This window comes from Streptomyces sp. NPDC085944 (assembly GCF_040686295.1).
GTDB lineage: Bacteria > Actinomycetota > Actinomycetes > Streptomycetales > Streptomycetaceae > Streptomyces > Streptomyces salinarius.
On the sequence record NZ_JBFBJX010000037.1, the window covers coordinates 1 to 23,667 of the forward strand.

The 23,667-nt window shown below is 69.2% G+C and carries 21 protein-coding genes; 10 read left to right on the forward strand and 11 right to left on the reverse strand.

The features are described 5' to 3' along the window. Window positions 1-612: 612 nt before the first annotated feature. A complete protein-coding gene (locus tag AB0P07_RS35940) occupies window positions 613-1,026 on the reverse strand; it encodes a hypothetical protein (protein WP_365558440.1) in 414 nt (137 codons plus the stop codon). Window positions 1,027-1,125: 99 nt separating this feature from the next. On the opposite strand from AB0P07_RS35940, the gene AB0P07_RS35945 reads away from it, so the two are divergent. The 4 genes from AB0P07_RS35945 to AB0P07_RS35960 all read left to right on the forward strand — a co-directional run bounded on the left by AB0P07_RS35945 (window position 1,126) and on the right by AB0P07_RS35960 (window position 5,424). Continuing rightward, window positions 1,126-1,896, forward strand: a complete 771-nt coding sequence (locus tag AB0P07_RS35945) for a transposase (protein WP_365558442.1) — start codon at window positions 1,126-1,128, stop codon at window positions 1,894-1,896. A 278-nt stretch (window positions 1,897-2,174) separates the two neighbouring features. Next, complete coding sequence (locus AB0P07_RS35950) at window positions 2,175-2,957, forward strand: transposase family protein (protein WP_365558445.1); 783 nt, start codon at window positions 2,175-2,177, stop codon at window positions 2,955-2,957. Between the two features lie 200 nt (window positions 2,958-3,157). Continuing rightward, window positions 3,158-4,363 carry an ATP-binding protein gene (locus tag AB0P07_RS35955; protein ID WP_365558447.1) on the forward strand — a complete coding sequence of 402 codons (1,206 nt, stop codon included), beginning with the start codon at window positions 3,158-3,160 and terminating at the stop codon, window positions 4,361-4,363. Beyond that, window positions 4,360-5,424 (forward strand): AAA family ATPase, encoded by a 1,065-nt coding sequence (locus tag AB0P07_RS35960; protein WP_365558449.1) that lies wholly within the window; start codon window positions 4,360-4,362, stop codon window positions 5,422-5,424. Before AB0P07_RS35955 ends, AB0P07_RS35960 begins: the two co-directional genes overlap by 4 nt. 973 nt (window positions 5,425-6,397) lie before the next feature. Here the strand turns inward: AB0P07_RS35960 and AB0P07_RS35965 are convergent. The 4 genes from AB0P07_RS35965 to AB0P07_RS35980 form a co-directional block, all read right to left on the reverse strand. Next, window positions 6,398-6,634, reverse strand: a complete 237-nt coding sequence (locus tag AB0P07_RS35965; RefSeq protein ID WP_279328424.1) for a hypothetical protein — start codon at window positions 6,632-6,634, stop codon at window positions 6,398-6,400. A gap of 165 nt (window positions 6,635-6,799) precedes the next feature. Further along, window positions 6,800-7,459: a nucleotidyl transferase AbiEii/AbiGii toxin family protein gene (locus AB0P07_RS35970; RefSeq protein WP_365558453.1), complete on the reverse strand. Its 660-nt coding sequence runs from the start codon at window positions 7,457-7,459 to the stop codon at window positions 6,800-6,802. Further along, the gene (locus AB0P07_RS35975) at window positions 7,456-7,818 is read right to left on the reverse strand and encodes a hypothetical protein (protein WP_365558456.1); all 363 of its coding nucleotides are present in this window, start codon (window positions 7,816-7,818) and stop codon (window positions 7,456-7,458) included. Before AB0P07_RS35975 ends, AB0P07_RS35970 begins: the two co-directional genes overlap by 4 nt. Before the next feature lie 154 nt (window positions 7,819-7,972). After that, a complete protein-coding gene (locus AB0P07_RS35980; RefSeq protein ID WP_365558459.1) occupies window positions 7,973-8,101 on the reverse strand; it encodes a hypothetical protein in 129 nt (42 codons plus the stop codon). Between AB0P07_RS35980 and AB0P07_RS35985 the strand changes: the two genes are divergently transcribed. The 6 genes from AB0P07_RS35985 to AB0P07_RS36010 all read left to right on the forward strand — a co-directional run bounded on the left by AB0P07_RS35985 (window position 8,100) and on the right by AB0P07_RS36010 (window position 14,165). Continuing rightward, window positions 8,100-8,372, forward strand: a complete 273-nt coding sequence (locus tag AB0P07_RS35985) for a hypothetical protein (protein WP_365558462.1) — start codon at window positions 8,100-8,102, stop codon at window positions 8,370-8,372. The two genes, AB0P07_RS35980 and AB0P07_RS35985, sit on opposite strands and share 2 nt — an antisense overlap. Window positions 8,373-8,527: 155 nt before the next feature. Then, on the forward strand, window positions 8,528-9,820 hold the full coding sequence (locus tag AB0P07_RS35990) for a helix-turn-helix transcriptional regulator (protein ID WP_365558464.1): 1,293 nt from the start codon (window positions 8,528-8,530) through the stop codon (window positions 9,818-9,820). Between the two features lie 13 nt (window positions 9,821-9,833). After that, window positions 9,834-10,592 carry a toll/interleukin-1 receptor domain-containing protein gene (locus AB0P07_RS35995; protein ID WP_365558467.1) on the forward strand — a complete coding sequence of 253 codons (759 nt, stop codon included), beginning with the start codon at window positions 9,834-9,836 and terminating at the stop codon, window positions 10,590-10,592. Window positions 10,593-10,765: 173 nt separating this feature from the next. Further along, window positions 10,766-12,604 (forward strand): hypothetical protein, encoded by a 1,839-nt coding sequence (locus AB0P07_RS36000; RefSeq protein WP_365558470.1) that lies wholly within the window; start codon window positions 10,766-10,768, stop codon window positions 12,602-12,604. Continuing rightward, window positions 12,601-13,677: a hypothetical protein gene (locus AB0P07_RS36005; RefSeq protein WP_365558472.1), complete on the forward strand. Its 1,077-nt coding sequence runs from the start codon at window positions 12,601-12,603 to the stop codon at window positions 13,675-13,677. The genes AB0P07_RS36000 and AB0P07_RS36005 overlap by 4 nt, the downstream gene beginning before the upstream one ends. A 44-nt stretch (window positions 13,678-13,721) precedes the next feature. Next, a complete protein-coding gene (locus tag AB0P07_RS36010) occupies window positions 13,722-14,165 on the forward strand; it encodes a hypothetical protein (RefSeq protein ID WP_365558475.1) in 444 nt (147 codons plus the stop codon). A gap of 691 nt (window positions 14,166-14,856) precedes the next feature. Here AB0P07_RS36010 and AB0P07_RS36015 read toward each other — a convergent pair. The 6 genes from AB0P07_RS36015 to AB0P07_RS36040 form a co-directional block, all read right to left on the reverse strand. Then, complete coding sequence (locus tag AB0P07_RS36015; protein ID WP_365558478.1) at window positions 14,857-16,539, reverse strand: SulP family inorganic anion transporter; 1,683 nt, start codon at window positions 16,537-16,539, stop codon at window positions 14,857-14,859. An 11-nt stretch (window positions 16,540-16,550) separates the two neighbouring features. Next, the gene (locus AB0P07_RS36020; RefSeq protein WP_365558480.1) at window positions 16,551-17,228 is read right to left on the reverse strand and encodes a GAP family protein; all 678 of its coding nucleotides are present in this window, start codon (window positions 17,226-17,228) and stop codon (window positions 16,551-16,553) included. 11 nt (window positions 17,229-17,239) lie between these two features. Beyond that, the gene (locus AB0P07_RS36025) at window positions 17,240-18,673 is read right to left on the reverse strand and encodes a DUF1254 domain-containing protein (protein ID WP_365558483.1); all 1,434 of its coding nucleotides are present in this window, start codon (window positions 18,671-18,673) and stop codon (window positions 17,240-17,242) included. Continuing rightward, window positions 18,657-19,589, reverse strand: coding sequence for an HAD family hydrolase (locus AB0P07_RS36030; RefSeq protein WP_365558486.1), 933 nt, complete (start codon window positions 19,587-19,589; stop codon window positions 18,657-18,659). Before AB0P07_RS36030 ends, AB0P07_RS36025 begins: the two co-directional genes overlap by 17 nt. A gap of 48 nt (window positions 19,590-19,637) precedes the next feature. Further along, window positions 19,638-21,230: a DUF1214 domain-containing protein gene (locus tag AB0P07_RS36035; protein WP_365558489.1), complete on the reverse strand. Its 1,593-nt coding sequence runs from the start codon at window positions 21,228-21,230 to the stop codon at window positions 19,638-19,640. Window positions 21,231-22,564: 1,334 nt separating this feature from the next. After that, window positions 22,565-23,206, reverse strand: a complete 642-nt coding sequence (locus tag AB0P07_RS36040; RefSeq protein ID WP_365558490.1) for a pyridoxamine 5'-phosphate oxidase family protein — start codon at window positions 23,204-23,206, stop codon at window positions 22,565-22,567. Window positions 23,207-23,667 lie beyond the last annotated feature (461 nt).

Below are 23,667 nucleotides of genomic sequence, written 5' to 3' on the forward strand. Positions count from 1 at the left end.
GTGACCACGTTCAACGAGCACCCCGGAAAGGTGTTCCGCGTCCGTGATCTGCATGAGCACCTCGGCCTGCCCACCGACGAGCCCTCGATCAACGTCACCCGCTCCCGCCTGGGACGACTCGTCCGCCAGGGATTCCTCGAGCAACCGGGACGCGGCCGCTACCAGAAACGGACTTAACGCCCTCTCAATCGGACCAAGAGCCTCCCCCAGCGCGGGCACGGACCACCGCAGAGGTACTGGGTCCATGGCTACGGGATTGCGGAAAGACCGGACTCTGCCTGACATGGAGGCATCATGTCGGCCGGCTGAGTAGACGCATCCCTCCCGGCTTACGCGTCCTCAGCGGCGGCGTCTCGCTCGACCGGATCCGCTGCAGGTCAGTGCGCCGTGATCGGCCTGCCTCCTGGGTTACGGCGCCTTGATCCACCTCGACCAGCTCAAATCGGTCGTGCTCTTCGCCGCCTACAGCTACCCGGGGAACGGTCGACGAATCAAGCCAGGAAGCTCGGACACCCTCTGGACTGTGCTGGCTACCGCTGACCCGGACGCGATGACCATGACCGGCCGCGGCCTTCTCCTGAGTGCTGTCCCGTAATCCCACGAGGCTGAGGGTCATGCCGTGTCAGGGTCGGCGCCGATGGCGCCGGCCGAGCGAAGCGAACGCCCGAGGTCTCCGGTGAGGATGCGGGGGTGGCGCCGCCACCACCAGAGGTCGGGGCCGGGCAGCCTGTGGAATTGATCGAGTGCCTGGCCGTCGTCGTGGACGGTCGCGGCCATGTACTGGGCGTCCAGGGCTTTGATCCGCGGCGTCCAGAGCTGGACGATGTGTTCGTCCAGTAGAAGCCATGCTTCGTGCAGCCAGTTTCGGCAGTAGAGGTCGTTGGTGTACTCGTAGATGTCGTCGCCGTAGCCCCGCTCGATGACGCTCACGAGGGAAGCCCACGCGTTCACCCTTTCTGTGACCGTGAATGCCGTCCGCCAGCCGCGCCGGTGCAACAGCTGTCCCACCTCGGTTTCAGTAGCCACGGGCGTGAGGCTCTCATGCCGAATCCGTCCGGGCGACCGAGTTGTGCCCCGGCACAGGCTGGCGACCCCGCACCATGATCAAGATGAGACGATCTCGCCGTGGCTGGTGTGATCACGGCGTCGGAGCCGTCCTGGATAGCCCCGTTCAGCGGGCTGAGTCCGAGGGAGTTCGGGAAGCTGGTGACCGTTCTGAGGCGCCAGGGTGCGGACGTCGCCCGCAAGGGCCGACCGTGGAGCCTCCCACTGGAGGACCGGGCACTGCTGGTCGCGGCCTACTGGCGCACGAACCTGACCATGCGGCAGCTCGCGCCGCTGTTCGGGGTGTCGAAGTCGGCGGCTGACCGCATCATCGATCACCTCGGGCCGATGCTCGCGCTCCAGCCCCACAAGCGGTTCGCCAAGGGCACCGTGCTCATCGTGGACGGCACCCTGGTCCCCACCCGCGACCACACCATTGCTGAGCGGTCAAAGAACTACCGGTACTCCACCAACCACCAGGTCGTCATCGACGCCGACACCCGCCTCGTCGTCGTGGTCGGCCAGCCGCTCGCCGGAAACCGCAACGACTGCAGGGCATGGGAGGAATCCGGCGCCAAGGCCGCCGTCGGCAAGACCCTCACGATCGCCGACGGCGGCTACCCAGGCACCGGACTCGTCATCCCGCACCGCCGACAGCGCGGCCAGGCCGAACTCCCGGATTGGAAAGAGGAACACAACAAGTCCCACAAGCAGGTCCGAGCCCGCGTCGAGCACGCCTTCGCCCGCATGAAGACCTGGAAGATCCTCCGCGACTGCCGCCTCAAAGGCGACGGAGTCCACTACGCCATGCTCGGCATCGCCCGGATGCACAACCTCGCCCTCGCCGGATAGGCGACCGGGCCGCACAGCGACCAACCCTGCTCAAGGCAACCCGAAGATCATTTACGGGACAGCCCTTACGAGCTCCTGCACGGTAGGCGGCGAGACGTCGAGCCTGGATGGTTGATCATGGTCAGGTGGTGGGGAACTCAACGCGTGCGGTGATCATCAGTAATCGGCGGATCACGGGCCTGACTGTGGGAGTGATTGCTGAACTCGTCGATGAGATCGGCCCGTTGTGGCAGGAGCGCCGTCAGGCGCGGCTTGCCGCCCGGCCACGGAAGCGGGCCGTGGGCGCCGGCGCAAAGCACCGGCTGGTGTTCGTCGACCGGCTGCTGGCCACGCTCGTCCATCTTCGGCACGGGGTCACCCACGACGTGCTGGCCTGCTGGTTCGGCGTGGACCGCTCCACCATCACCCGGGCCGTCGGTGAGGTGCGGCCCCTGCTCGCCGAGCGAGGCTGCACCGTCAGCCCTGGCGTGCGGCTGCAATCTTTGGCCGACATCGTCGACCACCTCGGCGCGAGCGGGACGACCGGCATCGTCGACGGCACCGAGATCCGGGTCCGTCGGCCCGCCGCCGGGCGCAAGGACCGCGACAAGTTCATCTCCGGCAAGAACAAGCAGAACGCCGTCAAGTCCATGGTGGTCACGGACGGCGAAGGCCGCGTGCTGTGGTGCAGCCCGACCAGGCCCGCAAGCTGCGCGGACATCACCCACGCCCGCCAGTTAGGGCTGGTCAAGCTCTTGGCCGACGGGCCCGCGGTGGAGATTCTCGCCGATGCCTGCTACCAGGGTCTGGGCGCGCAGACCGGCGGCCGAGTGGTGACACCACCGCATCGCAAGTTCAAGAAGAACGCCCCGGACTGGTACGAGGAGATGCACGAGCGACAGCGCAAGGCACACTCCTCACGTCGAATACGTGTCGAGCACGGCATCGCCCATCTGAAGAATTGGCGGGCCCTGGCCCGCCACCTCGGCCGCCGCGAGCACATGAGCGACACCGTCCAGGCCGTCGCCGGCCTGCTGTCCCATCAGCAGACCGCGGACCTGACGTCGACACGGCAGAGGTGAGCACCGAGCCCCGCCGCCATCCTCGACGCCTCCCTGCCTACCGTGCACGAGCTCGTTAGCTGACGGCCTGGCCGACCACTGGGTGCGGAGCCTCACCCGTCCTCCCGCAAGACCGTGGGCGGAATAGAAGGCGCCCAGGCGCCAGCCATGATCCGCCGCAGGGCATGGATCATGACTGAGCAGCGCACCCGCACGGCACAATGGACACCGTGAGCGACAACAGAACGGACCTTGCCGATCTCCTGGGCACGCAGGAGACCGCGTCCCTTGAGTTCAAACGCACCGCTAAACGCGAGGGGAAGCGCGGAGACGCCATCGGAAACGCGGTGTGCGCCATGGCCAATGATTTGGGGGGTCACGGTGGTGGCGACATCCTCATCGGCGTCGATGACAAGGGACACCCTGTCGACGACGTCGACGTAAGCGACCGAGCACTCCTTCAGCTTACCGAGCTGCGGGACGACGGGCGCATCCTCGACCGCCCGTCTCTCACCGTCGATAGAGCCATCTTTCGAGGCAAACCGGTCATCCGCCTTCATGTCGAGGCATGCGCCACTCCACCAGTCCGGTTCGAGGGCGTTATCTGGGTCCGTCCCGGCCCCACCACACGCAGGGCGAGCCGAGAGGACGAGCGTGTGCTGGCGGAGCGTCGTCGCGCCAAGGACATCCCGTTCGACACACGCCCGCTGCCTCTCGCCCGCCCCGAAGACCTAGACCTTGATCTGTTCCGGCAGTCGTATCTACCGTCCATGGTCGCGCCCGAGGTGATCGAGGAGAACGGCCGTCCCGTGAATCTCCAGTTGTCGTCGCTCCACCTCATGACGCCGGACGGTGCGCCGACCGTGCTCGGCCTACTCACCATCGGTCTCGACCCGGGAAGTCACATTCCCGGGGCGTACCTCCAGTTCGTCCGCTACCAGGGCATGGACCTCGACGCCCCCGTCGCGGACGAGCAGGAACTGCGTCAGAATCTGGTGGGGCTGTCGGCACGGCTCGAGCCCCTTCTGCGGAGTAACCTGCGCACTCGCCTCGTGGAGGACGGCTTCCGTGAGACGCCCCGCCCGGACTATCCGCTGGAAGCACTACGCGAACTCTGCATGAATGCCCTCATGCACCGAAATTACGAGACCTCTTACGCGCCGACCCGCATCGTGTGGTTCGACGACCGCATCGAGGTCACCAACCCCGGTGGTCCTTTCGGGCAGGTCCGGGACGACAACTTCGACCGTGTCACCGATTACCGCAATCCTTCCCTGGCCGCCGCGATGAAGGGTCTCGGCTACGTGAACCGGTTCGGCCGGGGCATTGGCCGGGTGAAAAAGGCGCTAGAGGCCAATGGAAACCCACCTGCCGAGTTCCAGGTCGACGACGCGTCCTGGGCTGTCGTCATCCGGAGAGCCGCATGACCTCGATCGCATTGTTCAACAATAAAGGTGGGGTGGGTAAAACGACCCTCACCTACCATCTCGCCCACATGATCAGGCGACTCGGCCTAAGTGTGCTGGCGGTCGACCTCGATCCTCAGGCCAACCTTACGTCGATGTGCCTAGAGGAAACAGAGATCGAGGAACTGTGGGAGAACTCTTCCGAGCTCATCAACCAAGGCGCTGCCATGGCGGGCCTGCCCGGCACGGGGCGGGTGCGTAGCGGTCAGACCATTGCCGACGCCGTCCGTCCCATCCTTGAGGGCACCGGTGACATCGCGGTCGTCGAGCCGGTTCGGCTCCAGCCGGACCTATGGCTGCTGCCGGGCAGTCTCGACCTGAGCCGCTTCGAGGACAAATTGTCCAATGAATGGTCACGCGCCTATGCGGGCGACGTCGCCGCCATTCGCACGTCCACGTCGTTCCACCGCATCATCGAGCAGGCAGCGCGGTCCGTGGACGCCGACATCGTCCTGATCGACGTCGGCCCCAACCTGGGTGCCATCAACCGGGCCGCCCTAATCTCAGCTGACACGGTGCTAATGCCGTTGGCCGCGGACCTGTTCTCGCTGAAGGGCCTGAGCAACCTGGGTCCGACCCTGCGCCAATGGCGCACCGACTGGCAGTCCCTCGTCCTGCCAAGGGTTCCCGATAGCATCTCCGCCCCTCGCGCGACCATGCAGCCGCTGGGGTACGTCATCATGCAACCAGAAATGCGACTTGACAGACCAGTCAAGGCGTACGAGCGATGGCTCCAGCGAATTCCCTGGGTCTATTCCTCTGCAGTCCTTGGTGAATCACCGCCCTCGCGAGGGGACGATAGCCACCGTATTGCCACCATGAGGAATTATCGCAGTTTGATGCCCCTCGCGCACGACGCACGCAAGCCAATGTTCGATCTGAGGCCGGCCGATGGTGCACTCGGCAGCACCCAACAGTACGTGAAAACCTGCTTCAAGGAATTTAAGGCGCTGTCTGAAGGGGTTCTTGCCAGGCTAGAAGATCTCCCCCGAGACACAAGCGACGCCTCCAAGGCTGGTTGACGGTTTTCATCCGACGAGTACGTCAGTGCATTGCCCCGGCTCGGCGCCCAATTTGCTCGACTGATCGCGTGGAAACAGCAGGGTCCGCCCTGGCAGGACGGCATGTCTTCGAGGACCTGACAGCCTCGGCGGACCCTGGTGCGGCCCGAGCCGCCTACAGGCTTGCAATCGATCGCGGATGAGCGCAGCGGGCCATCGAGGTCGAGGAGACACCTTCTGGCGACCACTGGCTTAACGCGCCGGTCAGCGCAGCAAGCCCTGCCCGGGTGCGGGTCAGTAAGCCGGACACCATCCGTCCTGATGCTGACCATTCGCTGACTCGGAGGCGGCGATCAGGGCCCTGACCTGCGGAAACACCCAACCGCTAGATCTTGGACTTGAACATGGTGCGCAGCATGTCGGACTCCCGAAGACGGCTCCCTGCCTGCTTTGTGCAGGTCAAGGGCGGTGTCGACTGTACACCGGAACACGCCGGTCGAGAATTGTGAGGAACATCGCTCCGCTCGGGCGAGACGGCTTCACGCCTGGGCTTTCGCGCCGCGTCGGCGTCTGTTCAAGCAATCCTCCAGGAAAGGCCGGCGGCTCATGCTGACCGGATGCTGACTTGTCTGACGACACTTCAGGTAGAAGGCGCTGCCTCGAGCACTGGGCCGTCCTCGGCACCGGGCCCCGAAAATGTTCAAACCACCCCGCCGCCTGGCGCCACCAGGTACCGGTGTCTGACTGCCCGTGTAGAACTGGCGCTCTCGGAGAGCACACGGGAAGACCTTGCTCAGGAGCAGGCAGACGAGGCACGGGTACGGCGGCTGCGGTTCTCGCGCACGAACCTGTACGAGCAGCCTGACCTCTTCGTGCCCGACCGGATCGAGCGGCAGGGCGATGGGCCGGGCACTGCGCAGATTGCCGAAACTCGTTGAGTCAGGCCGGGAGGAGTGGTGATCAGCGTGGAGGACTGGGCGGAGCTCCGTCGGCTTCACCGGGCCGAGCGGATGCCGGTGCGGGCGACCGCGAGGAAGCCGGGGATCTCGAGGACCACCGTCTGCAGGGCGATCGCGGACGACGCGCCGCCGACGTACCAGCGGGCGCCGAAGGGCTCGGTCGTGGACGCGGTCGAGCCGCAGATCCGTGAACCGCTCGAGCAGTGGCCCGATATGCCGGCGACGGCGATCGTTGAGCGGATCGGCTGGGACCGCAGCCTGACCGTGCTCAAGGACCGGGTCCGAGATCTGCGACCAGCCCATCGGCCCGCGGATCCGGCTTCACGGACAGTCTTTGGGAGTGGGAGCGGATGCAGTGTTTGACCGTTGCCGCAGCCCAGCTTCGCCGTGAGTCCGCTGCGGGGCATCGCTCAGCTGCCCCTCGCGATGCCCCCTTCTCAGGCGTTCTCGTCATGGATCCGCGCACCCAGATCCTCCGCCCACTCCAGCGCCCACGCCTTGAGTTCTTCGATCTGCCGGGAGGTGAGCCCGTACGCGGTGTAGTCCTCGTCCTCGTACCAGTCCGCGCCGATAAGCCGGTCCCGGAGGTCTTCGAGGCTGAACTCGTCGTGGGCGCGACGGCGGCCCAGGGATTCGAGGTCGGCGGTGGAGCGGTGGCGGGAGGCAGCCTGGACGTCGATGAGGTCGCGGACGGTACCGCGGTCGGCGAGGGCACGAACCTTGGTGCCGATCACGTCGTCGAGGGAAAGAACCGGGCCGTAGGGAGTCTGGGCAGGCTGAGCCCAGAACGCCTCCTTGAGGACGTCGACCTCGCACTCCTCGCCGGTGTCCGGATCGGTGACGAGGAAACGGCCGCTGAGCGGATCGGTCTGGACGTGCGTGGTCCGCCATCCGCGCTCGCTGAGACCCGCTGTGAGTGAGACGACGAGCTCCTGCATCGGAGCGGGGTTCTCGGTGGCGACGTCGAGGACGCGGCTGAAGCGTTCGACCAGGCCGTGGGCCTGCACGGCGTATCCGCCGGTGAGGACCAGAGGGTAGGGGGAGCCGAGGTCGAGGATGTCGGCGAGGAGACGCTCGTGGAGCGGAGTGAGCTTCACGCGGCGGTCGTGTCGGCCGGAGCGGTGCGGAGCAGCTCGGGGAAGGCGTCCTCCCAGACCTCGCGGATGTAAGGGCTGATCAAGCGCCGCAGCACGGGCCACTGCTCGGTGAGCAGCCGGTGGTGCAGGAGTGCCACCAGGTCCTCACGGAGTCCTTCGGCGAGGACGGTCCGGTAGAGCGTCATGCGGGACTTCGGACGGTCCAGGCTGTAGCTGGTCCGCCCGGACCAGACGATGTGGAGCGGCAGGTCCACGTTGCCCTCGACGGGGCCGGCCAGCTCCTGCAAGCGCTCGGGCAGTCGGCTGCGGTAGCGGTCCCGCAGTACCTCGGCGCGGCGGGCGGTGATCGTCGAGTCCATGCATCCAGTATCGCTGCTGGGAGGCGGCGGCATGGCGGAAACGGAGCTCCCCTGCCGTATGTACGGGTCGGGCGCCGCCCGCCCCTTTCTCGGACGCTCATCATGGCCTACCCGTACAACCCCAGGTGACGTAGCAACCAGCTGCCCTGCCGACCTAGGACCAGCCCCGCTCGCGGGCGCGGGTGATCGTGGCACAGCAGGTCACGCGGAGGACCGCCGCGATGGAGTCGGCTGCGGCTTCCGTCTCGGTGTCGGGAATGACGACGGTCCCGAGGAGGCCCATGGCGCCGGCGCAGTGGACGAGAGGGCACCCGGCGGGCGACGGTCAGGGCATCCCGCGGGTAGCGGGACCGGTCGGCCGCCCGCGCCGACGGCCTGATGCCCTGCTCGCGGGCCGCGGCTGCGGCCATGACAAGTACCGCCGTCTTGTGCGGGCTCCCGGCATCACACCGGTGATCGCCGAGCGTGGCGAGGACCACGGCAGTGGCCTGGACGTCATCCGGTGGGTGGTCAAGCGCACGATCGCCTCCCTTTTCGGCACGACTTCCAGATAGTCCGTTTCTCCGGTCTTCCCTGCCGCGCATGTCGCGTTCCCATGTCGGAGAAGGAAACGGGAAACAGCATCGATCGTCTTGTCCGCCCCGGCCAGACTGCCGCACGCTACGTGCAGCGCCGACTCGGCTGATGGCGGGAGGGGTTGGAGGTTTCCGTGCCACTGCCGTCCACCGGGTTCGGCGAGGAGTTGAGGAGGCGGCGTCTGGAGGCAGGGCTCAGCCTGACCGCCCTGTCCGGCTCCGTGCATTACAGCAAGGCGCAGTTGAGCAAGGTGGAGCGGGACCTGAAGGTCCCCAGCCGTGACCTCGCCCGCCTGTGCGACGCCGCCCTCGGGGCCGGCGGGGCCCTGCTGGCCCTGCTCGCACCGGAGACCACCGACCCGCCCGTCGATCCGGCGCCGGGCCATGTCCACGAGGAGGACTGGATCATGCAGTTGTCGCCGGACGGCCCGAACACCTTCCAGCCCTTAAGTCGACGGGATGCCATAGGCGCCGGTGCCGCTTCGCTGATGGCGTGGCGGCCCGACCGCGCGGGCCCGGCCTCGCCGGCCGCGGGCGCGGGAATGCTGGAAGCCTCCCGCTCGCTGTTCACCCACTACCGCAGACTCGGCCAGACGGTGGCGCCCGGTCTGCTCCTGCCTGTTCTGATCGCACAGACGCACACCCTGCGGGAACTGTCCGCCCACTGTGACAGCGGCACCCGTCGCCACCTGCTGGCCCTCGGCTCCCGGTACGCCGAATACGTCGGCTGGCTGGTGCAGGAGACCGGGGACGAGCGGGCGGCCCTGTGGTGGACGCAGCGCGCGGTCGATCTGGCGGCCGCCGGTGGCGACCGGGCACTGGCGGGTTACGCGCTGGTCCGCCGGGCGCTGATCACTCTGTACCGGGACGACGCCGAGCAGACGGTCGCTCTGGCCCGTCGCGCACAGAGCAGCGCCCTGCCACCGCGGATCCGCGGACTCGCCGCACAGCGCGAAGCCCAGGGCCATGCCCTGGCGGGTGACCACCTGGCTTGTCTGCACGCGCTGGACCGCGCGCGTGCGCTCCTTGCCCTCCAGGACGACGGGACCGACGAGCCGGTGATCGGCACCATGCACCTTCCCGATCCGGTCGGCATGGTCACCGGCTGGTGCCTGGTCGATCTCGGACAGCCGCGCGAGGCGAGCGAGGAACTGGACCGACAACTCGCCCTGGTCGGCGGGGACGCAGTCCGCACCCAGGTCAGGTACGGCGTCCGCCGTGCACTCGCCTACGCGTCGGCCGGCGAGATCGACCACGCCTGCGACCTGACGGCGCCCCTGCTCGACGGGTTGGAGGCCGTGGGTTCCGCCACGGTCACGACCGATTTGAGACGGCTCGCCCGCGCCCTGGCGCGCCACGCGAACCATTCCTCCGTACGCCAGCTGGGACCGCGTCTCGGCACGTTGTCGCGCCCGTCCACCACCTGAAGGAGTCACTGGCATGCCCCACGTGTTCATCAACTACCGCACCGGCGACGGCGAGCGGACCGCGGCCCTCCTCGACCAGGAGCTGTCACGTCGCTTCGGCCAGGACCGCGTCTTCCGCGCGTCCAGGTCCATCACCCCAGGGGACGCCTACCCCGAGGTTCTCCTGACCGCGTTACGCCACAGCTCCGTGCTGCTGGCCGTCGTAGGACCGGACTGGACGAACTTCCGCAGTCGGCTGCAGGATCCCGACGACTGGGTGCGCAAGGAGATCGAGGCCGCGTTCGAGTGCGGACTCATCGTCGTTCCCGTGCTGGACGGCCGCAAGACCGACCGGCTGAGCAAAGCGGCCCTGCCCCCGGAGCTGGCGCGGCTCGCCGATCTGCAGTCCGTACCGTTCGACAGCACCCACGACACCGAGGGCGGCGTCCGGCGTATCGGTGATCTGGTCGCCGAGCTGGTTCCCGAGCTGGGGGACCTGAGCGAGCCCGGCGAGCCGTCCCCGGCGTCGACCACCGTGCACAACTCGATCGGAGACGTGAGCGGAACGTCCGTCCAGGCGGGCGACTTCAGCGGTGACGTCGGCGGCACGATCGTGAAGAACTCCCACGGCACGGTCCACACAGGCAGCGGCAGCATCTACAACAACTCGCGCCATGTGTCGGGCGACCGCTACATCTCGGGCACCGGGACGACGTACACCGAGGGCGACCACCACGGGGACGTCCACCAGCGGTTCGGGAAGCCGGAGCGGCCCCAGGACGACCGCCGGTGAGCACGGAGCACACCACCCGGGTCGATAGCACGCAGGGTGTCACGCACACGGGCGACGGCCATATCTACGTCAACCTCGGCGTCACTGCGCACGAGCCCCGAAAGCCAGTCTTCCGACAGCTTCCGGATGACCAATTGCGCTGGACGCGGAGAGTGTTGGTCACTCCGGCCAACATGGGCGAAGCTCGCATTACGCTCGAGGAGACAGGCACCGTCATCCTCGACGGTGCTCCCGGCAGCGGACGCACGGCCACGGCCCGCGTGCTGTTGCGCGAACACCACCGTCCCGGCGGGGCCTTCCGCGAACTCCTGCGCGACGAGCGAGAAGAGTTGTCGCTGCGCAACCCGGCTGTCGTCGACCCGGGCGACCGGCTACTGCTCGATCTCTCCACAACGGAGGCCGGTCTGTGGGATGCGGCGCGGGGCGATCTGCCCGCCCTGCGCCAGACGGTGCACGAGCGGCAGGCCCATCTCGTCGTCATCATGCCGCACGGCGGCGCCCTCGATCCCGACCTCCAGCACTACCGTGTCGAGATCAGACCGCCAGCCTTCCCCATGGAGGTTCTCAGACGCCACCTGCGCGCCCACGGCGTGCCATACGAGCAGTTCCTCCGAAACGACGTCACCGTCGACGAGTTCCTGAGCGAACGCAGACACATGCGGGAGATCGCCGACTTCGCCGACCGCATACGCCGGGCCCGCGAATCGGCCGGGCCCGGCGAGGGATTCACCGAGTGGTGCGCGGCCGCGAAACGTGCGCGCGCCGGGCGCCGCGCCGAAGTCGCCGACCGCGTCGCCGGTTTGCCCGATGCCTCCCAACGCGCCCTCATGGTCGCCGTGTCCATGCTCCACGGCGCGCACGCCGACGTCGTCCACCGGGCGGCCGCACTTCTGCTGAGCACGGTCGGGGCCCCCGAGGAGGAGACTCCGCTCCTCCAGCGCAAGGACCTCGCCCAGCGGCTGTCGGAGATCTCGGCCCGCCCCGGGCCGGACGGTCGCGTGCGGTTCACCGAGCTGGACTACGACTCCGCCGTCCGCGCCCACTTCTGGGACCACATGCCCGACCTGCGGCCGCACCTCGGCGCGTGGGCCGCGCGGGTCGTCGAGTCGAGCGACCCGCATCTCGTGCCGGACGTCCGCGACGGCCTGGTGGCCCGGCTGGCCGGTGAGTATCTGCGAACCGGGCGGCCCGACGCGCTCGCCGCGCTCGCCGATCGGTGGAGCGCACAGGGAGCGGGCAGAGCCCGGTCGGAGGCCGCGGTCCAGGCCCTCGCCTGCGGTCTCGCGGACCCCGCCCATGGCAGGGACTTCCGCGAGCGGATCTACCAGTGGTGCGCGTACCGCCAGCTGACCGGTGAGTTCGCCCAGGTGCTGGTCCAGGTCTGCGCCGACGTCCTCGCGCTGGACCATCCGGACCACGCCCTGATCCGGCTGCACCATCTCGCCCGGCGTGAGCGCGGCACGGCCCATGCGCTGCAGGCCCTGTGCGATCTGGTGGCCGGGAGCCGACGACTGCGCCGAAGGCTGCTCGACCGGCTGGCACGCGGCGACCTCGCACCGACCGACCTGGCCATCTTTCTGCGCGTCAGCAATCCGGAGCCGCTCACGGACCGCTCCGTCACCACTCGCGCCCTGGTCGACGAGGACGGGGTACGACGCTCGCTGATCACGTGCTGGCGTGCCGTGCTGACCCACGCGGTGTCGCGGCCGGAAGGCCGACGCGTGGCACCACGGACAGAGATACAGAGCTGGCTGCACTGGGCGGCCGAGGGCGCGGGTGACCGGGGGGAGATCCTCCTCGACCTGCTGGTCGCTGCCGCCGACCGATGTGGGGAGCACCAGGGCGCGGCGTTCGCCGCGTTGTACGCGTCCGCGCGCCAGGCGGAGTGCGCTTCTCCGGGCGCCGGCGCCCACTCCGCCGAGACGACCGACCTGTTGCTCCACAAAATCGGCGTGGCACAGAACCTCGGTCCTGCCGCCCCGTCGGCATCGGCCAGAGGGAGTCGATCATGACGACCACACGCAAGACGACGACCGTGTTCCTCACTGTTCTGTGCGGCCTGCTGCTGACCATCGCCGGCCTGGTGCAGCGATGGCCCGGCTGGACCTGGCCGGTGCTGGCCGCGCTTCTTCTCGTGCTGCCCGCGGTGACCTTCCGGGTGGCCTCGCAGCGCCGCGGTCCGGTGCCGGTCAGCTTCGAGGAGCAGCTCACGGCCGCCCCGGTGGAGCGGACCGAGTACCGCGTCAACCGAGTCGCGCTCCCGAGCCTCTGGGACGACTACCATTTCGTCTTCTCGGCGACCGTGCGGTGGTGCTCCGCCGAGGGCCCGGGACGTGGGACGGCCGTCAACCCGGCCGGCCTCGCCGTCGACGCGGTCCTCAGCCGGGCCCGCGCGATCGCCGAGAAGCGGGAGCCCGGCCATGCCTCGCTCCTTCAGCACGAACTCGGCGGCGCCCTCAGCCGCATGTGCCCGGATTCCACGGGCCACCTCCGGGCGATGGCGGAGGACATCAGCCTCAGGTTGCCCGACGAGGACCAGAAACGTCTCGACCGGCTCGCCGACGTGCGTAAGGATGAGGCGGTCTGGGAGCACCAGCGCAAGTACGAGCAGAGCAAGCGCCGGTATCTGGGCGAGGACGTCCTCAAGGACACCGGCAGCGCCGTCGTGTGGTGGCTCACCAGGAACGACGAGCACGTGGCGAAGACCGTGGCCGACCTCCCCTTGCTGGCACAGCTGACCTCCGCTGCCAACGACACCGACATCCCCGAGCGCCTGCTCGAGATGCTGCCGAACCGGCCGGGAGGACCCGGGATGCCGGACATCGACACGGGGTCTGCCGATTTCCCGGCCCGTGAGCCCTCGGCTGCGGACCACCTGTCGGGGTTCTTCGAGACCATGGGCTTCGCGGAGGACGACGACGGGCGGGCGATGCTGGCCCGACAGTTCTCGCAGCTCGTCGAGCAGCACAACCGCCACGAGACAGCGGAGGACCTCCTACGCCGATTCGATCCGCCGAGACCTCCCGCTCCCGAGACCGGAGCGGAACCGGCGTCCGACCCCGGGCCGCCGACCGACACGGTCTGACCGTCGACCAGAAAGTTTCATCCCTGCGCATCCAGGAGGACGCGATGGACGCCGAACTGGCCGCGATGGCGGCATCGGGAGCCACCACCCTGGTCTCCCTCATGGTCACTGATTCCTGGACTCACGCCCGCGCACTGATGGGCCGGTTCCTGGCACGTGCGGGCACGGACACCACCACGATCACCGGCCTGGACGACGCGCGTGCGCGGCTGCTCCTCACCGGCACCGCGGCGGACGAGCGCGCCACGTCCGGCATCGCGGCCGAGTGGCAGACCCGTCTCTGCGGGCTGGTGGAAACCGGGGTGCTCACCGGCGAGGACCTGAGTGCTCTAGGAGCGTCGCTGCGCCGACTGGCGGATGCCGCAGCGGGCCGCCCGGCAACGGTGCACAACACCGTCTCCGGCGGCACCCACCATGGCCCGATCGTCCAGGCCGGCAACGTCACCGGCCTGGCCTTCCCGCCGGATCCGTCCTCGTTCCGGGAATAGTTGCAGGGCAGGGCAGCAGGCCCCCTGCCGCGGTGCAGGTCAGCAAGCCGGAAACCGTCCGGCCTGATGCTGACCTTTTGCTGACCTGGAGGCGGCAATCAGGGCCCTGAGCTGCAAAAACACCCAACCGCTAGATCTTGGACTTGAACATGGTGCGCAGCATGTCGGACTCCCGAAGACGGCTCCCTGCCTGCTTTGTGCAGGTCAAGGGCGTTCGCTAGTCTACACGGGCACGCGTCGGAGTCGATGATCTTGAGGAGCATCGCCTCTCATTGGTACAGGCCTCCGGCATGAGGTCCGGCGCCACGCGGCCGTTGCGGCGCCGACCGGACGCTCGTTGGAACTCTCAGGATTTGCGGGAACTGACGCTGACCCGGGACGGTCTGACCATCACGGGGCGACCGGGGCCACTCTCGCCACGTTCCCCATGCGCCCGGCCTCGGCGCCTGCCCCGACGCCGCACCGCCTGACGGGCTTCCCCCACACCCCGGGGGCGGCGGTCAACGCCTGGGGAGCCGAACGCGCAGCGCACCGTTCGGCCGGTTGACCCACGCCTGGTGGGGAAGGGCGATCGGCCCGACGGGATCGCCGTGTGTGCCGGAGGGCGGGCGCGCTGTCGTCGGAGCAGTCGCCAGTTCCGTTCCGCCGTCAAGGGCTGACCACGGGGCGACGGGCACGGTGTTCCGTCGGGTCACGTGTCGGTCCTGACGGCCTCGACAGCCTCCCGCACGGTGGGATGGATGTGTCTCAGCTCCGCCCCGGCGTCCGCGGTGCCCAGCACGTCCCTCACCTGACCCACGTCGCGGGCCAGCAGCAGCCGGACTCTGCGGGCCTTCAGCTCTCCGGCCAGCTGGTCGAGCATGCGTACGGCGCTGACGTCGATGAAGGGGACGGTCTCCGCGTCGATCACGACCGCCGTGACTCCGCGCCTGCCGGCAGCCCTCACCACCGCGGACCGGATCCGCTCGGCGTTGGCGAAGTAGATGCCCCCCTCGACACGCAGCACGACCACTCCCGGGATCCTGCGGCTGTCCCGGTGCCGGTCGAGCGCGGTGAAGTGCCCGTTCCCCGGCAGCTGTCCCAGTTCGCTGACAACCGGGCGCGAGGAGCGGTAGAGGAGGAGCACCAGCGAGGCTCCGATCCCGATGAACAGGCCGGGCAGTGTGTCGAAGACCGTCACTCCGAGCATCGCGGCGACCGCGGCGAGGAAGTCGGGCCGCGCGGCGACGCCGTAGTCCTGGCCGAGCCTGCGCGAGAAGACGCGGTGGAGGGCAGCCAGCGAGGCGAGGTCGACCAGTTCGACCACCGCCGCGATCACCACTCCCGCGAGCACCGCTTCGGGAAGCTTCTCGAAGAGGCCGGTGAGGAAGAGGAGCGTGATCACGGTCAGGGGGGCGACGAACACGCCGGACAGCTGGGTCCGTGCGCCCGCCGACCAGTTGACGGCGGTCTTCGAGAGGCTGCCGTTGACGACCATGCCGCTGGACAGGCCGGCGCCCAGGCCCGCGGCGCCGAGCCCGATCAGCTCCCGGTTGGCGTCGACCTCGTAGTGGCCGCGGACGGCGTAGTCCTTCGCGGCCCCGAGTCCCTCGGCGAAGGCGACGAGCAGCACGCCGATGCTTCCGGCGGCGAGAGCGCCGAGGTCCGCGAGCGAGACGTCGGGGAAGCCGAACGAGGGCAGCCCGGTGTCGATCTCTCCGACGACGGCGACACCGTGGTCCTCGAGATCGAAGGCCGCTGCCACCGCGATGCCCAGCGCCACCGCGATCAGCGAGCCCGGCACGACCGGGGCGATCCGCTTGAGGGCGAGGATCAGCAGGAGGCTGCCGGCACCGACCAGGACCGTGAGGCCGCTGGTTGCGCCGAGGTCGCCGATCAGAGCCCAGATCTTCTCGAAGAAGTCCCCCGATCCGCCCTCGACACCGAAGAGTTTCGGCAACTGCCCCGCGATGATCGTCAGTGCCAGGCCCACGATGAAGCCCTTCAGCACCGGCTCGGAGATGAAACTCGCGAGGAAGCCGAGGCGCAGCAGTCCGGCGAGGAGCGCCGCGATGCCCACCGTGACGGCCAGGGCCGCCGTCAGTGCGGCGAAGTGCGCGCCGGAGCCTCCCGTGACGTCACCGACGACCGCCGCCGAGAGCGCCGCCGTGGCCGCCATGGGCCCGACCACCAGATGCCGGGAGCTTCCGAGGACGGCGTAGAGGATGAGGGCGGCGGGTGCCGCGTAGAGGCCGACCACGGGCGAGACGCCGGCGATCGTCGCGTAGGCGAGCGCCTCGGGCACGAGAATCGCCCACACCGTCATCCCGGCCAGGGCGTCCCGGCCCAGCCACTGCCACTGGTATCCCCGCAGGGAGGGGAACAGCCGGGGCATGCTCGCCTTCATCAGGAGGAGAGATCACTGATGGCGTCGCCCATCAGCTTCGCGGCGAAGAGCAGGCAGATCACCGCCATGATCACCGTGTTGTTGCGCTCCATCCAGACCTTGAGACCGTCGAGGATGTGCTGCGAGCGCTCCTTGAGGGCGAAGTAGAGCACGAGCGGCGTTCCGGGCCCGAGCGACCCGAGCACCACGTAGACCGCCAGTGCCACGGTCTGGGCGCCGGCGGAGGCGTCCGTGCGCGCGATCGCCGACGCCGCGGCGATCGAGAGCAGCAGGTTCTTCGGGTTGACGGCCGACAGCGCCGTCCCGACTGCCAGCGCCTTGACAGGGGTGAACGAGTCGACCGTCTTCATCCACTTCGGCAACGTCACGTCCTGGTCGCCGCGCGGCCGGCCGCGCCACTCCCTCACCGCCACCCACAGCAGCAGCACGCCGAGCGCCAGGTCGAGCGCGCTGACCCAGCCGGCCGGCTCCCCCTGCTCGCTCGGGCCGGCGCCGCCGGAGACCAGCAGCACGATCGTGCCGACCAGGGCCAGGCCCAGGGCCCAGCCCAGAAGGAGCGCCGGTCCGTTGGAGCGCGCCCTGGGGGTGGCGAGCATCAGCACCACACCGATGATCGGGAACGCGCTCAGCGCCACGGCGACGCCATAGGACAGAATCTGACCGATCGCCTCACCCATGGCCGCCTACCTCACGCCGGTTCGATCTCGCCCGGCCGCCAGCTCTTGTCGAACCAGCTTTCGAGCGGGCCGTAGAGCCGCAGCATCACGAAGAATCCCTTGCCGGGCACGGTCTGGACCCAGTTCGCCTCCTTGCCCTCCGGCGCGGTCGGGCCGAAGTGGATGACCGTGTCGCCGTTGCTCTCGGGCCGGACGCCTTCCGACTGGCTGTTGACGCTGGGGTAGGGGTGGTCGGTGCGCAGCAGCGAGCGGGTCTGGGGGTCGTAGGCGGTGACGGCCCAGAAGTTCTTCACCGGGATGCCGCTCGGCAGCGTGAGTGCGTAGTGCCGTCCGCCGTCGAGCCACTCGCCTGTGGAGTCCTCCGCCGTGTAGGCGTACTGCGATCCGGTGCCGACCGGCGCCGTCACCATCGCCGGCGAGGAGGCGGTCGCAAAGTAGTAGAACACCGCCCGGGAGTCGAGCAGGCGGGCGCCCTTTGCCGACAGGAACTCGTAGCTGCGCGTGGGGAACGGGGTCTTCCACGACTTGTCCGGGTAGTAGTAGAAGCCGGGGTCACGTGGCTTGAGTGCCAGTGTCCGCACGATGCCCGAGGCGATCCTGGCGGCGGTGTCAAGGATCGAGCGCATACGGTCGTCCGGCTGGAAGGGCTTGCCGCGCACGATGCCGAGCGCGGCGAGCTGACCGGCGCGCTCGGGGTCGAGCGACTCGGCCGGCTCCGCCTGGACGATGGTGTCGATCTCCTCGAAGAAGGAGAAGTCGTTCGCGTGGACCGTGTTGAAGTCCGATTCCGCCCAGTTGACGAAGCGCGGCTCGGGCCGGTCCGCCGCGGCCGAGAGCGGATAGATCCGCGTGGTGAGCAGGCTTTCGGTGCCTTCCAGGGCACGCAGGAGCACCCAGGAGCCGAACGTCGCCGGTCGGACGACGAAGTAGCCGTCGGGAACGTCGCCCTCGTGCCCCGGAGGCAGGAAGAGGTACTTGCCCCCTTCTCCCCTGTCAGGCCCGGCGATGCCCATGTCGGTGACGTAGCGCTGCCACATGTCGTCGACGATGCACAGCGAGTTCCCCGGCGCCTCGATCACGGTGGGACCGTCCTCGTCGAGCGCCAGGAAGGTCATCCCGTAGGTGGTCTCCGTGTTGCCCGTGAGCAGCACCGGTGCCGAGGTGCAGCGCGGGGCCGTGTAGCCGATGGTGCGGGAGTCGACGCCGATGCTCCGCAGTCCGCGCCGCATCGCCACCATGGAGGCGCCGGGCACGCAGTTGAGAAACGCCTCGATCCCGCGCAGCAGATCCAGCGTGTCGTAGCTGCGGCTGACCGTGTCGGGCATGGGCATGCCGTCGAAGAAGTCCAACGCTCCGAAGACCGTCTCCAGCCGATCCGGGCAGACTATCGACGCGAGGGTCTCCGGTGATGTGCCCGGACTGGGGGCGTCACTGACGTGGGGCACTGCGTTCCTCCTGAGTGTGTCGTTCCGTGAGGACCACGTTCCAGTCGTCCCTCACGCTGACCGTCGTCCAGCCCTCCCGCCGCGCGATCGCACGTGCTCGCTCCGCCCCGTCGGTGTAGGCGTACTCCCGCACGTCGTCGTCGTGCACGACAAGGAGAGCGAACTGCGCGGACGCCAGCAACTCGACGTCCACGTCGTCGTTGCCTGCCGCGAAGCGCGGCAGGCGGCCGGTGCGGGCGAGGACGTACTCCGGTTTCCCCGGGCCGATCGCGACGGGGCCGTGCAGTACCGCCCGGCGGACCGGCACGCCGTCCCGCCAGGCGAACTCCGGTGCCGAGCCGATCACGTTCTCCCGGGACAGGCCCCAGGTCTCCTCGCAGATCACCCGCATGAAGTCACGCCCGCCGCCCGAGCAGACGAACACCCGCCAGCCGTCGGCCCGGAGGTAGTCGAAGAGTTCAAGCATCGGCTGGTAGACCAGGCCGGTCGCGGGGAGGCCGAAGCGCTCGTGGCGCCACGAGGCCAGGTACCGGGCGGCTTCGGCCTCGTAGGCGCCGAGGGACGTGCCTTCCCAGGCCGCGCCAATGGCCTCCACCATCGACGTCACGGCGTCGGCGTCCTGGACCTCCAACGCGTGGAGGAACGACTCGTCCCGGGTGGCGACGGCCCGGTAGGGCCACTCGTCGGCCAGTGAAGGGTCCGCCTTCACTCGTGCGGCGAGTTTGCCGAGGATGAAAGCCGTCTGCACCGGGGCGGGCTTCTCGACCCACAGGGTTCCGTCGTTGTCGAACACGGCGACCCGGTCCGCCGGCGGCACGAAGCCCGGCGTCCCTTCCGCCGCAGCCGACGTCACGAAGTCGACGATCGCCCGCTTGGCAGCGCCGTCGTTCCAACTCTCCAGGTGGCTCGTACTCATGGTCACCTCGGCGTCCGGACCGTCACACCGTCCGATCTCCCGCGCGGGTCAGTCCTCGGCCTCGATCTCGCCGGGCCGCCAGGACTTGTCGAAGAACGGCGGCAGAGGGCTGTAGAGCCGCAGGACCACGAACCATCCGCGACCCGGCGTGGTCCGGATCCAGTTGCCCTCGGGGACGCCCTCGGGCCGGTCGGGCCCGAAGTGCACCGCGGTCGTGCCGTCCGCGTCGGCGACCGCCGCCGGAGTCGGGTAGTCCTGGCTGCCGGCCCGGGGGAAGCGCTGTGGCGTGGAGAGCATGGAGCGGGTCTGGTTGTCGTAGACGGTCACCGACCAGAAACGGGCAGCGGGGATGTCCGGCGGAAGAACCAGACGGTAGTGCCGACCCCCGTCCAGGGTCTGGTCCTGCCGGTCCACGAACGCGAACAGGTACTGCGAGCCGATGCCGGGCAGCGGTGCCGTGAACGCCGGGCTGATGCCCACCCCCAGGTACCACCACCAGTTCCGCAGGTTGAGCATGCGGGCGCCGTCGCTCGGACGGGGCTCGACACCCCGGTCGGTGATGTCCGGGGGCGGGGTCATGAAGTCGTAGCCGGACGCGAGCAGGCCGTTGACCCACCGGGAGGAAGCGCCGTAGTAGTGCGCCCCCTCCTCCGGGTGCGGGCGGCAGGCCAGAGTACGGGCCGTCGCGTTGCCCAGCGCGGCCGCGTCGGCGAGGATCTTCCGCATCCGCGCGTCCGGCTCGAAGGGCCGGCCCTTGGCGATCCCGATCGCGGCCAGGGCACCGGCGATCTCGGGGTCGAGCGCCTCGGCCGGCTGGTCGTGCACCAGCTCGCTCGCGAGGTCGAAGTAGGTCGCGTCCGCGGGGGGAACCGTGTTCACGGCCAGCCCGCTGCCCTCGACGAAGCGGGGCGGTTCGGGCCGGTGGAGCGCGGCGGTCCACGTCTGCGCGGTCCAGGGCAGCGGCGGGGCCGTGCCGCCCGTGACGATCTCCCCGATGCTCGTCCCGTAGTAGCCGGGTACGTAGCGCTGGATGCGCAGACCCTCCTTGATGCGCTCGACCGCCGGCTTCGGGTCGTCGTTCTCCAGGAACGCCCGCCCGCCGAGGAGGAGCCGCGTGGTGCGGGTCCGCTGGGTGAAGTAGCCGCCTTCCGGAAGCGGGCCCTCGTAGCCGGGCGGCACGAAGAGGTACTTGCCGCCGGCCCCGCGGTCCGGCCCGGCCATGCCGGGGTCCGCGACCCAGCGGTACCACAGGTCGTTGAGGAAACAGAGCGAAACCGGCGGGACGTCCACCATCAGCGGGCCCTCGGTCAGGTCCAGGAACGTCACGAAGTAGACGGTGTCCGCGTTCCCCGTCAGCACGAGCGTCTCGGGATCCATGAACTCCGAGAAGAGCAGGACGTCGTGGTCCTTGATCCCCGCATCGAGGAAGCCTTTGCGCGCCGCCCACATGCTGACCCCGGAGTAGGCGTCGAGGAAGCTCCGCACGGCGTGCAGACGGTCCAGGTGGTCGTAGACGCGGTTCGCGGTTTCCTCGGTGGGCACGCCCAGCGGGAACTCCAGGGTGCCCAGGTGCGTCTCGACCCGCTCGGGCGTCGAGATCGCCTCCATGGCCCGGGGTGAGATCTGTGCGCTGCGCTGCAAGGGATCGCTCCGTTCTCGGAAAGGTGCCGCCCCGTCGACCATGTCCCTCACCTGCCTCGGGCCACCACCGCGGCTAGGCCATCAGAGGGCCTCGGAGTGGAGCGATGCGCGGTTTGGCCAACGCCCGGACACGGAGACCCGACGCCGGGCAGAGCCGTCACCGTCTCGCTGCCGGCCCCGGGCCGACGGGTCCCGTTCCCGGCCGTCACGTGGTCCTCCCGGGGACCGCACCTTGCGTCGGCGCTTGGTCACTGGAGGGGTAGCCGCGTCCTGACGAGAGCCCCTGGCAGCGCCTGCCGGGTCACCGCCCTCGGCCCAGAGGGCCGGCAACGCAAGGACACAGACGCGCCCGATGCTGACCACTGGCTGACCCGAGCGGCCCGAATATGCCGCTGAGCTGCGCAAACACCCAGGTGCTAGATCTTGGACTTGAACGGAGTACGCAGCACTTTGGACTCCTCCGAGACGGCTCCCTGCCTGCTTCCTGCAGGTCAAGGGCGTTCTCGACTGTACACCGGCACGCGCCGAACGATGTTTGTGAGGAACATCGCTCCGGTCGGGCGATCCGGGCCCTCACGTGGGCTTTCGTGCCGTCACCGATGCCTGCTCAGGAATCCTCCCGGCATGCCCGGCGGCTCATGCTGACCGAACACTGACTTGCCTGATGGGCCATCAGGCAGGCGGGAGCCCTCCGCACACGCCTACGACGTGCGTCCAGGCGTCACCGACCCGTCAGGCACCGACGTCGCCCAGGTTCCGGGAACACAGTCCGTTCGGCCATGGCCCGGTCGACGCTCGGCCGTCCCGCAGGCCGGCTCGCTGCCTGCCGCCTGCCAAAGGGCCCCTCGGCAGCGCGGGACTCGCGAGCGAGGCGGCGGGGGCCAAGGCGCCGGCCTCGGCCCGCCCAAGCCGAAGTCGAAGTCACGCGCCCCTGCGCACTTGTGTGCGCCGCCCGTCCTGAGCCCTGCTGTGAGTGATGGCGACGACCTCCTGCGTCGGAGCGGGGTTCTCGGTGGCGACGTCGAGGTCATGACTGAAGCGTTCGAGCAGGCCGTGGGCCTGCACGGCGTATCCGCCGGTGAGGACCAGCGGCGCCCGCCCTTCCCTCGGCCATCTCGACCGGGGCGCGCTCAGCGCATCATCGCCTCACCGCGCAGGCCCCCGGGTGGCGCGGCAATCGGCTGCCCTGGAGACCCGGGCGGCCCACCCACAGGCGCGGGTGATCACGACACAGCAGGTCACGCGGAGGGCCGCCGCGGTGGAGTCGGCTGCGGCTTCTGGCTCTGTGTCGGTCGGAGTGAGGACGGTGGGGAAGCCGAAGCCACGGGCGACGCCTACGCTTCCCGTAAGGACTGGATGACGCGGCCACTGACCTGGTGCGGCAGGACACGGACCCACAAGTCGCGCTTTCCCCCCGCCCAGGGGCCGGCCCCGCGCCTTCGGGCCAGGGCCTCCAGCGACTCGTGTTCAGTCGGGTGCTCGGCCGTGCCCGACAGCAAGACGCTCCAGCCCAAGCCGGTCTGCTCGTCGACGTGGTCGGCCTCGAAGGCGACTGGCTCTCCGGCGCGGATGCCCGCCACGCCGACCGGATCCGTGCGGTAGACGACGCTTCGCCCGTCCACGAGGAAGTTGACCGGCACCACCACCGGGGCCTCCTTGCCCGGGCCGACGACGTAGGAGATGCGTCCGATGCCGTGCGTTCCCAGCCGCTGCCAGCACTCCTGCTCGGACAGCCGCACCAGCACCGGATGCGCGGCCCGCCCTCCCCGACCCGGCGGTGCGTCGGTCCGGCCGGTCGTCAGCTCTTCGTAGGACACCTCCAAGACGACCGCGAGCCGGGCGAGCGCCCCGGGGTCGAAGTCGCCGGCCCGACTCTCGACTTCCCGCAAGTACGTCGTGGACATGCCCGCTCGCCTGGCCAGCTCGTCGCGAGAGATGCCCAGCTGCTGGCGTCTCACCGCCATCCGGTCGGCCATGCGGCCGTGTTCGGAGGAGGGCTGAGCCCTGTCACCTGACCGTTCTGGATCGGCGTGCACGACTGTCCGCTCCATTCCTTCCGCCTTCCTTCAAGAGGAACAGAAGCACCGTCCGTCCGCCAGCGCAGTGAATTGCGGTGGAGCCCACCGCACGGTGTGCAGCCGGACCCGTTTCCGCACGGGCCTCGTGCGCGCCGAAGGTCCCGCAGGCCGGGGCCAGGCGGAACCGATGGGTGGGCTGTATGGCCTTCCCCACGGGCGGCGCGCTCGATGGACACTGGAGGTGGCGGACGGAGTCGCGCCGAGACGACCGTGACGGGGTCTCGCGTGCGCCGCGAGCACAGAACGCAGGCCCACGGCAGACACCCTCGGCACCCGGGCATCCGGCTCAGGAGCCGGACCGCCGGTGGGGTCACTGGGAGGGCACCATGGTTCAGCTCCAACTCGACCGGCGGACGGTG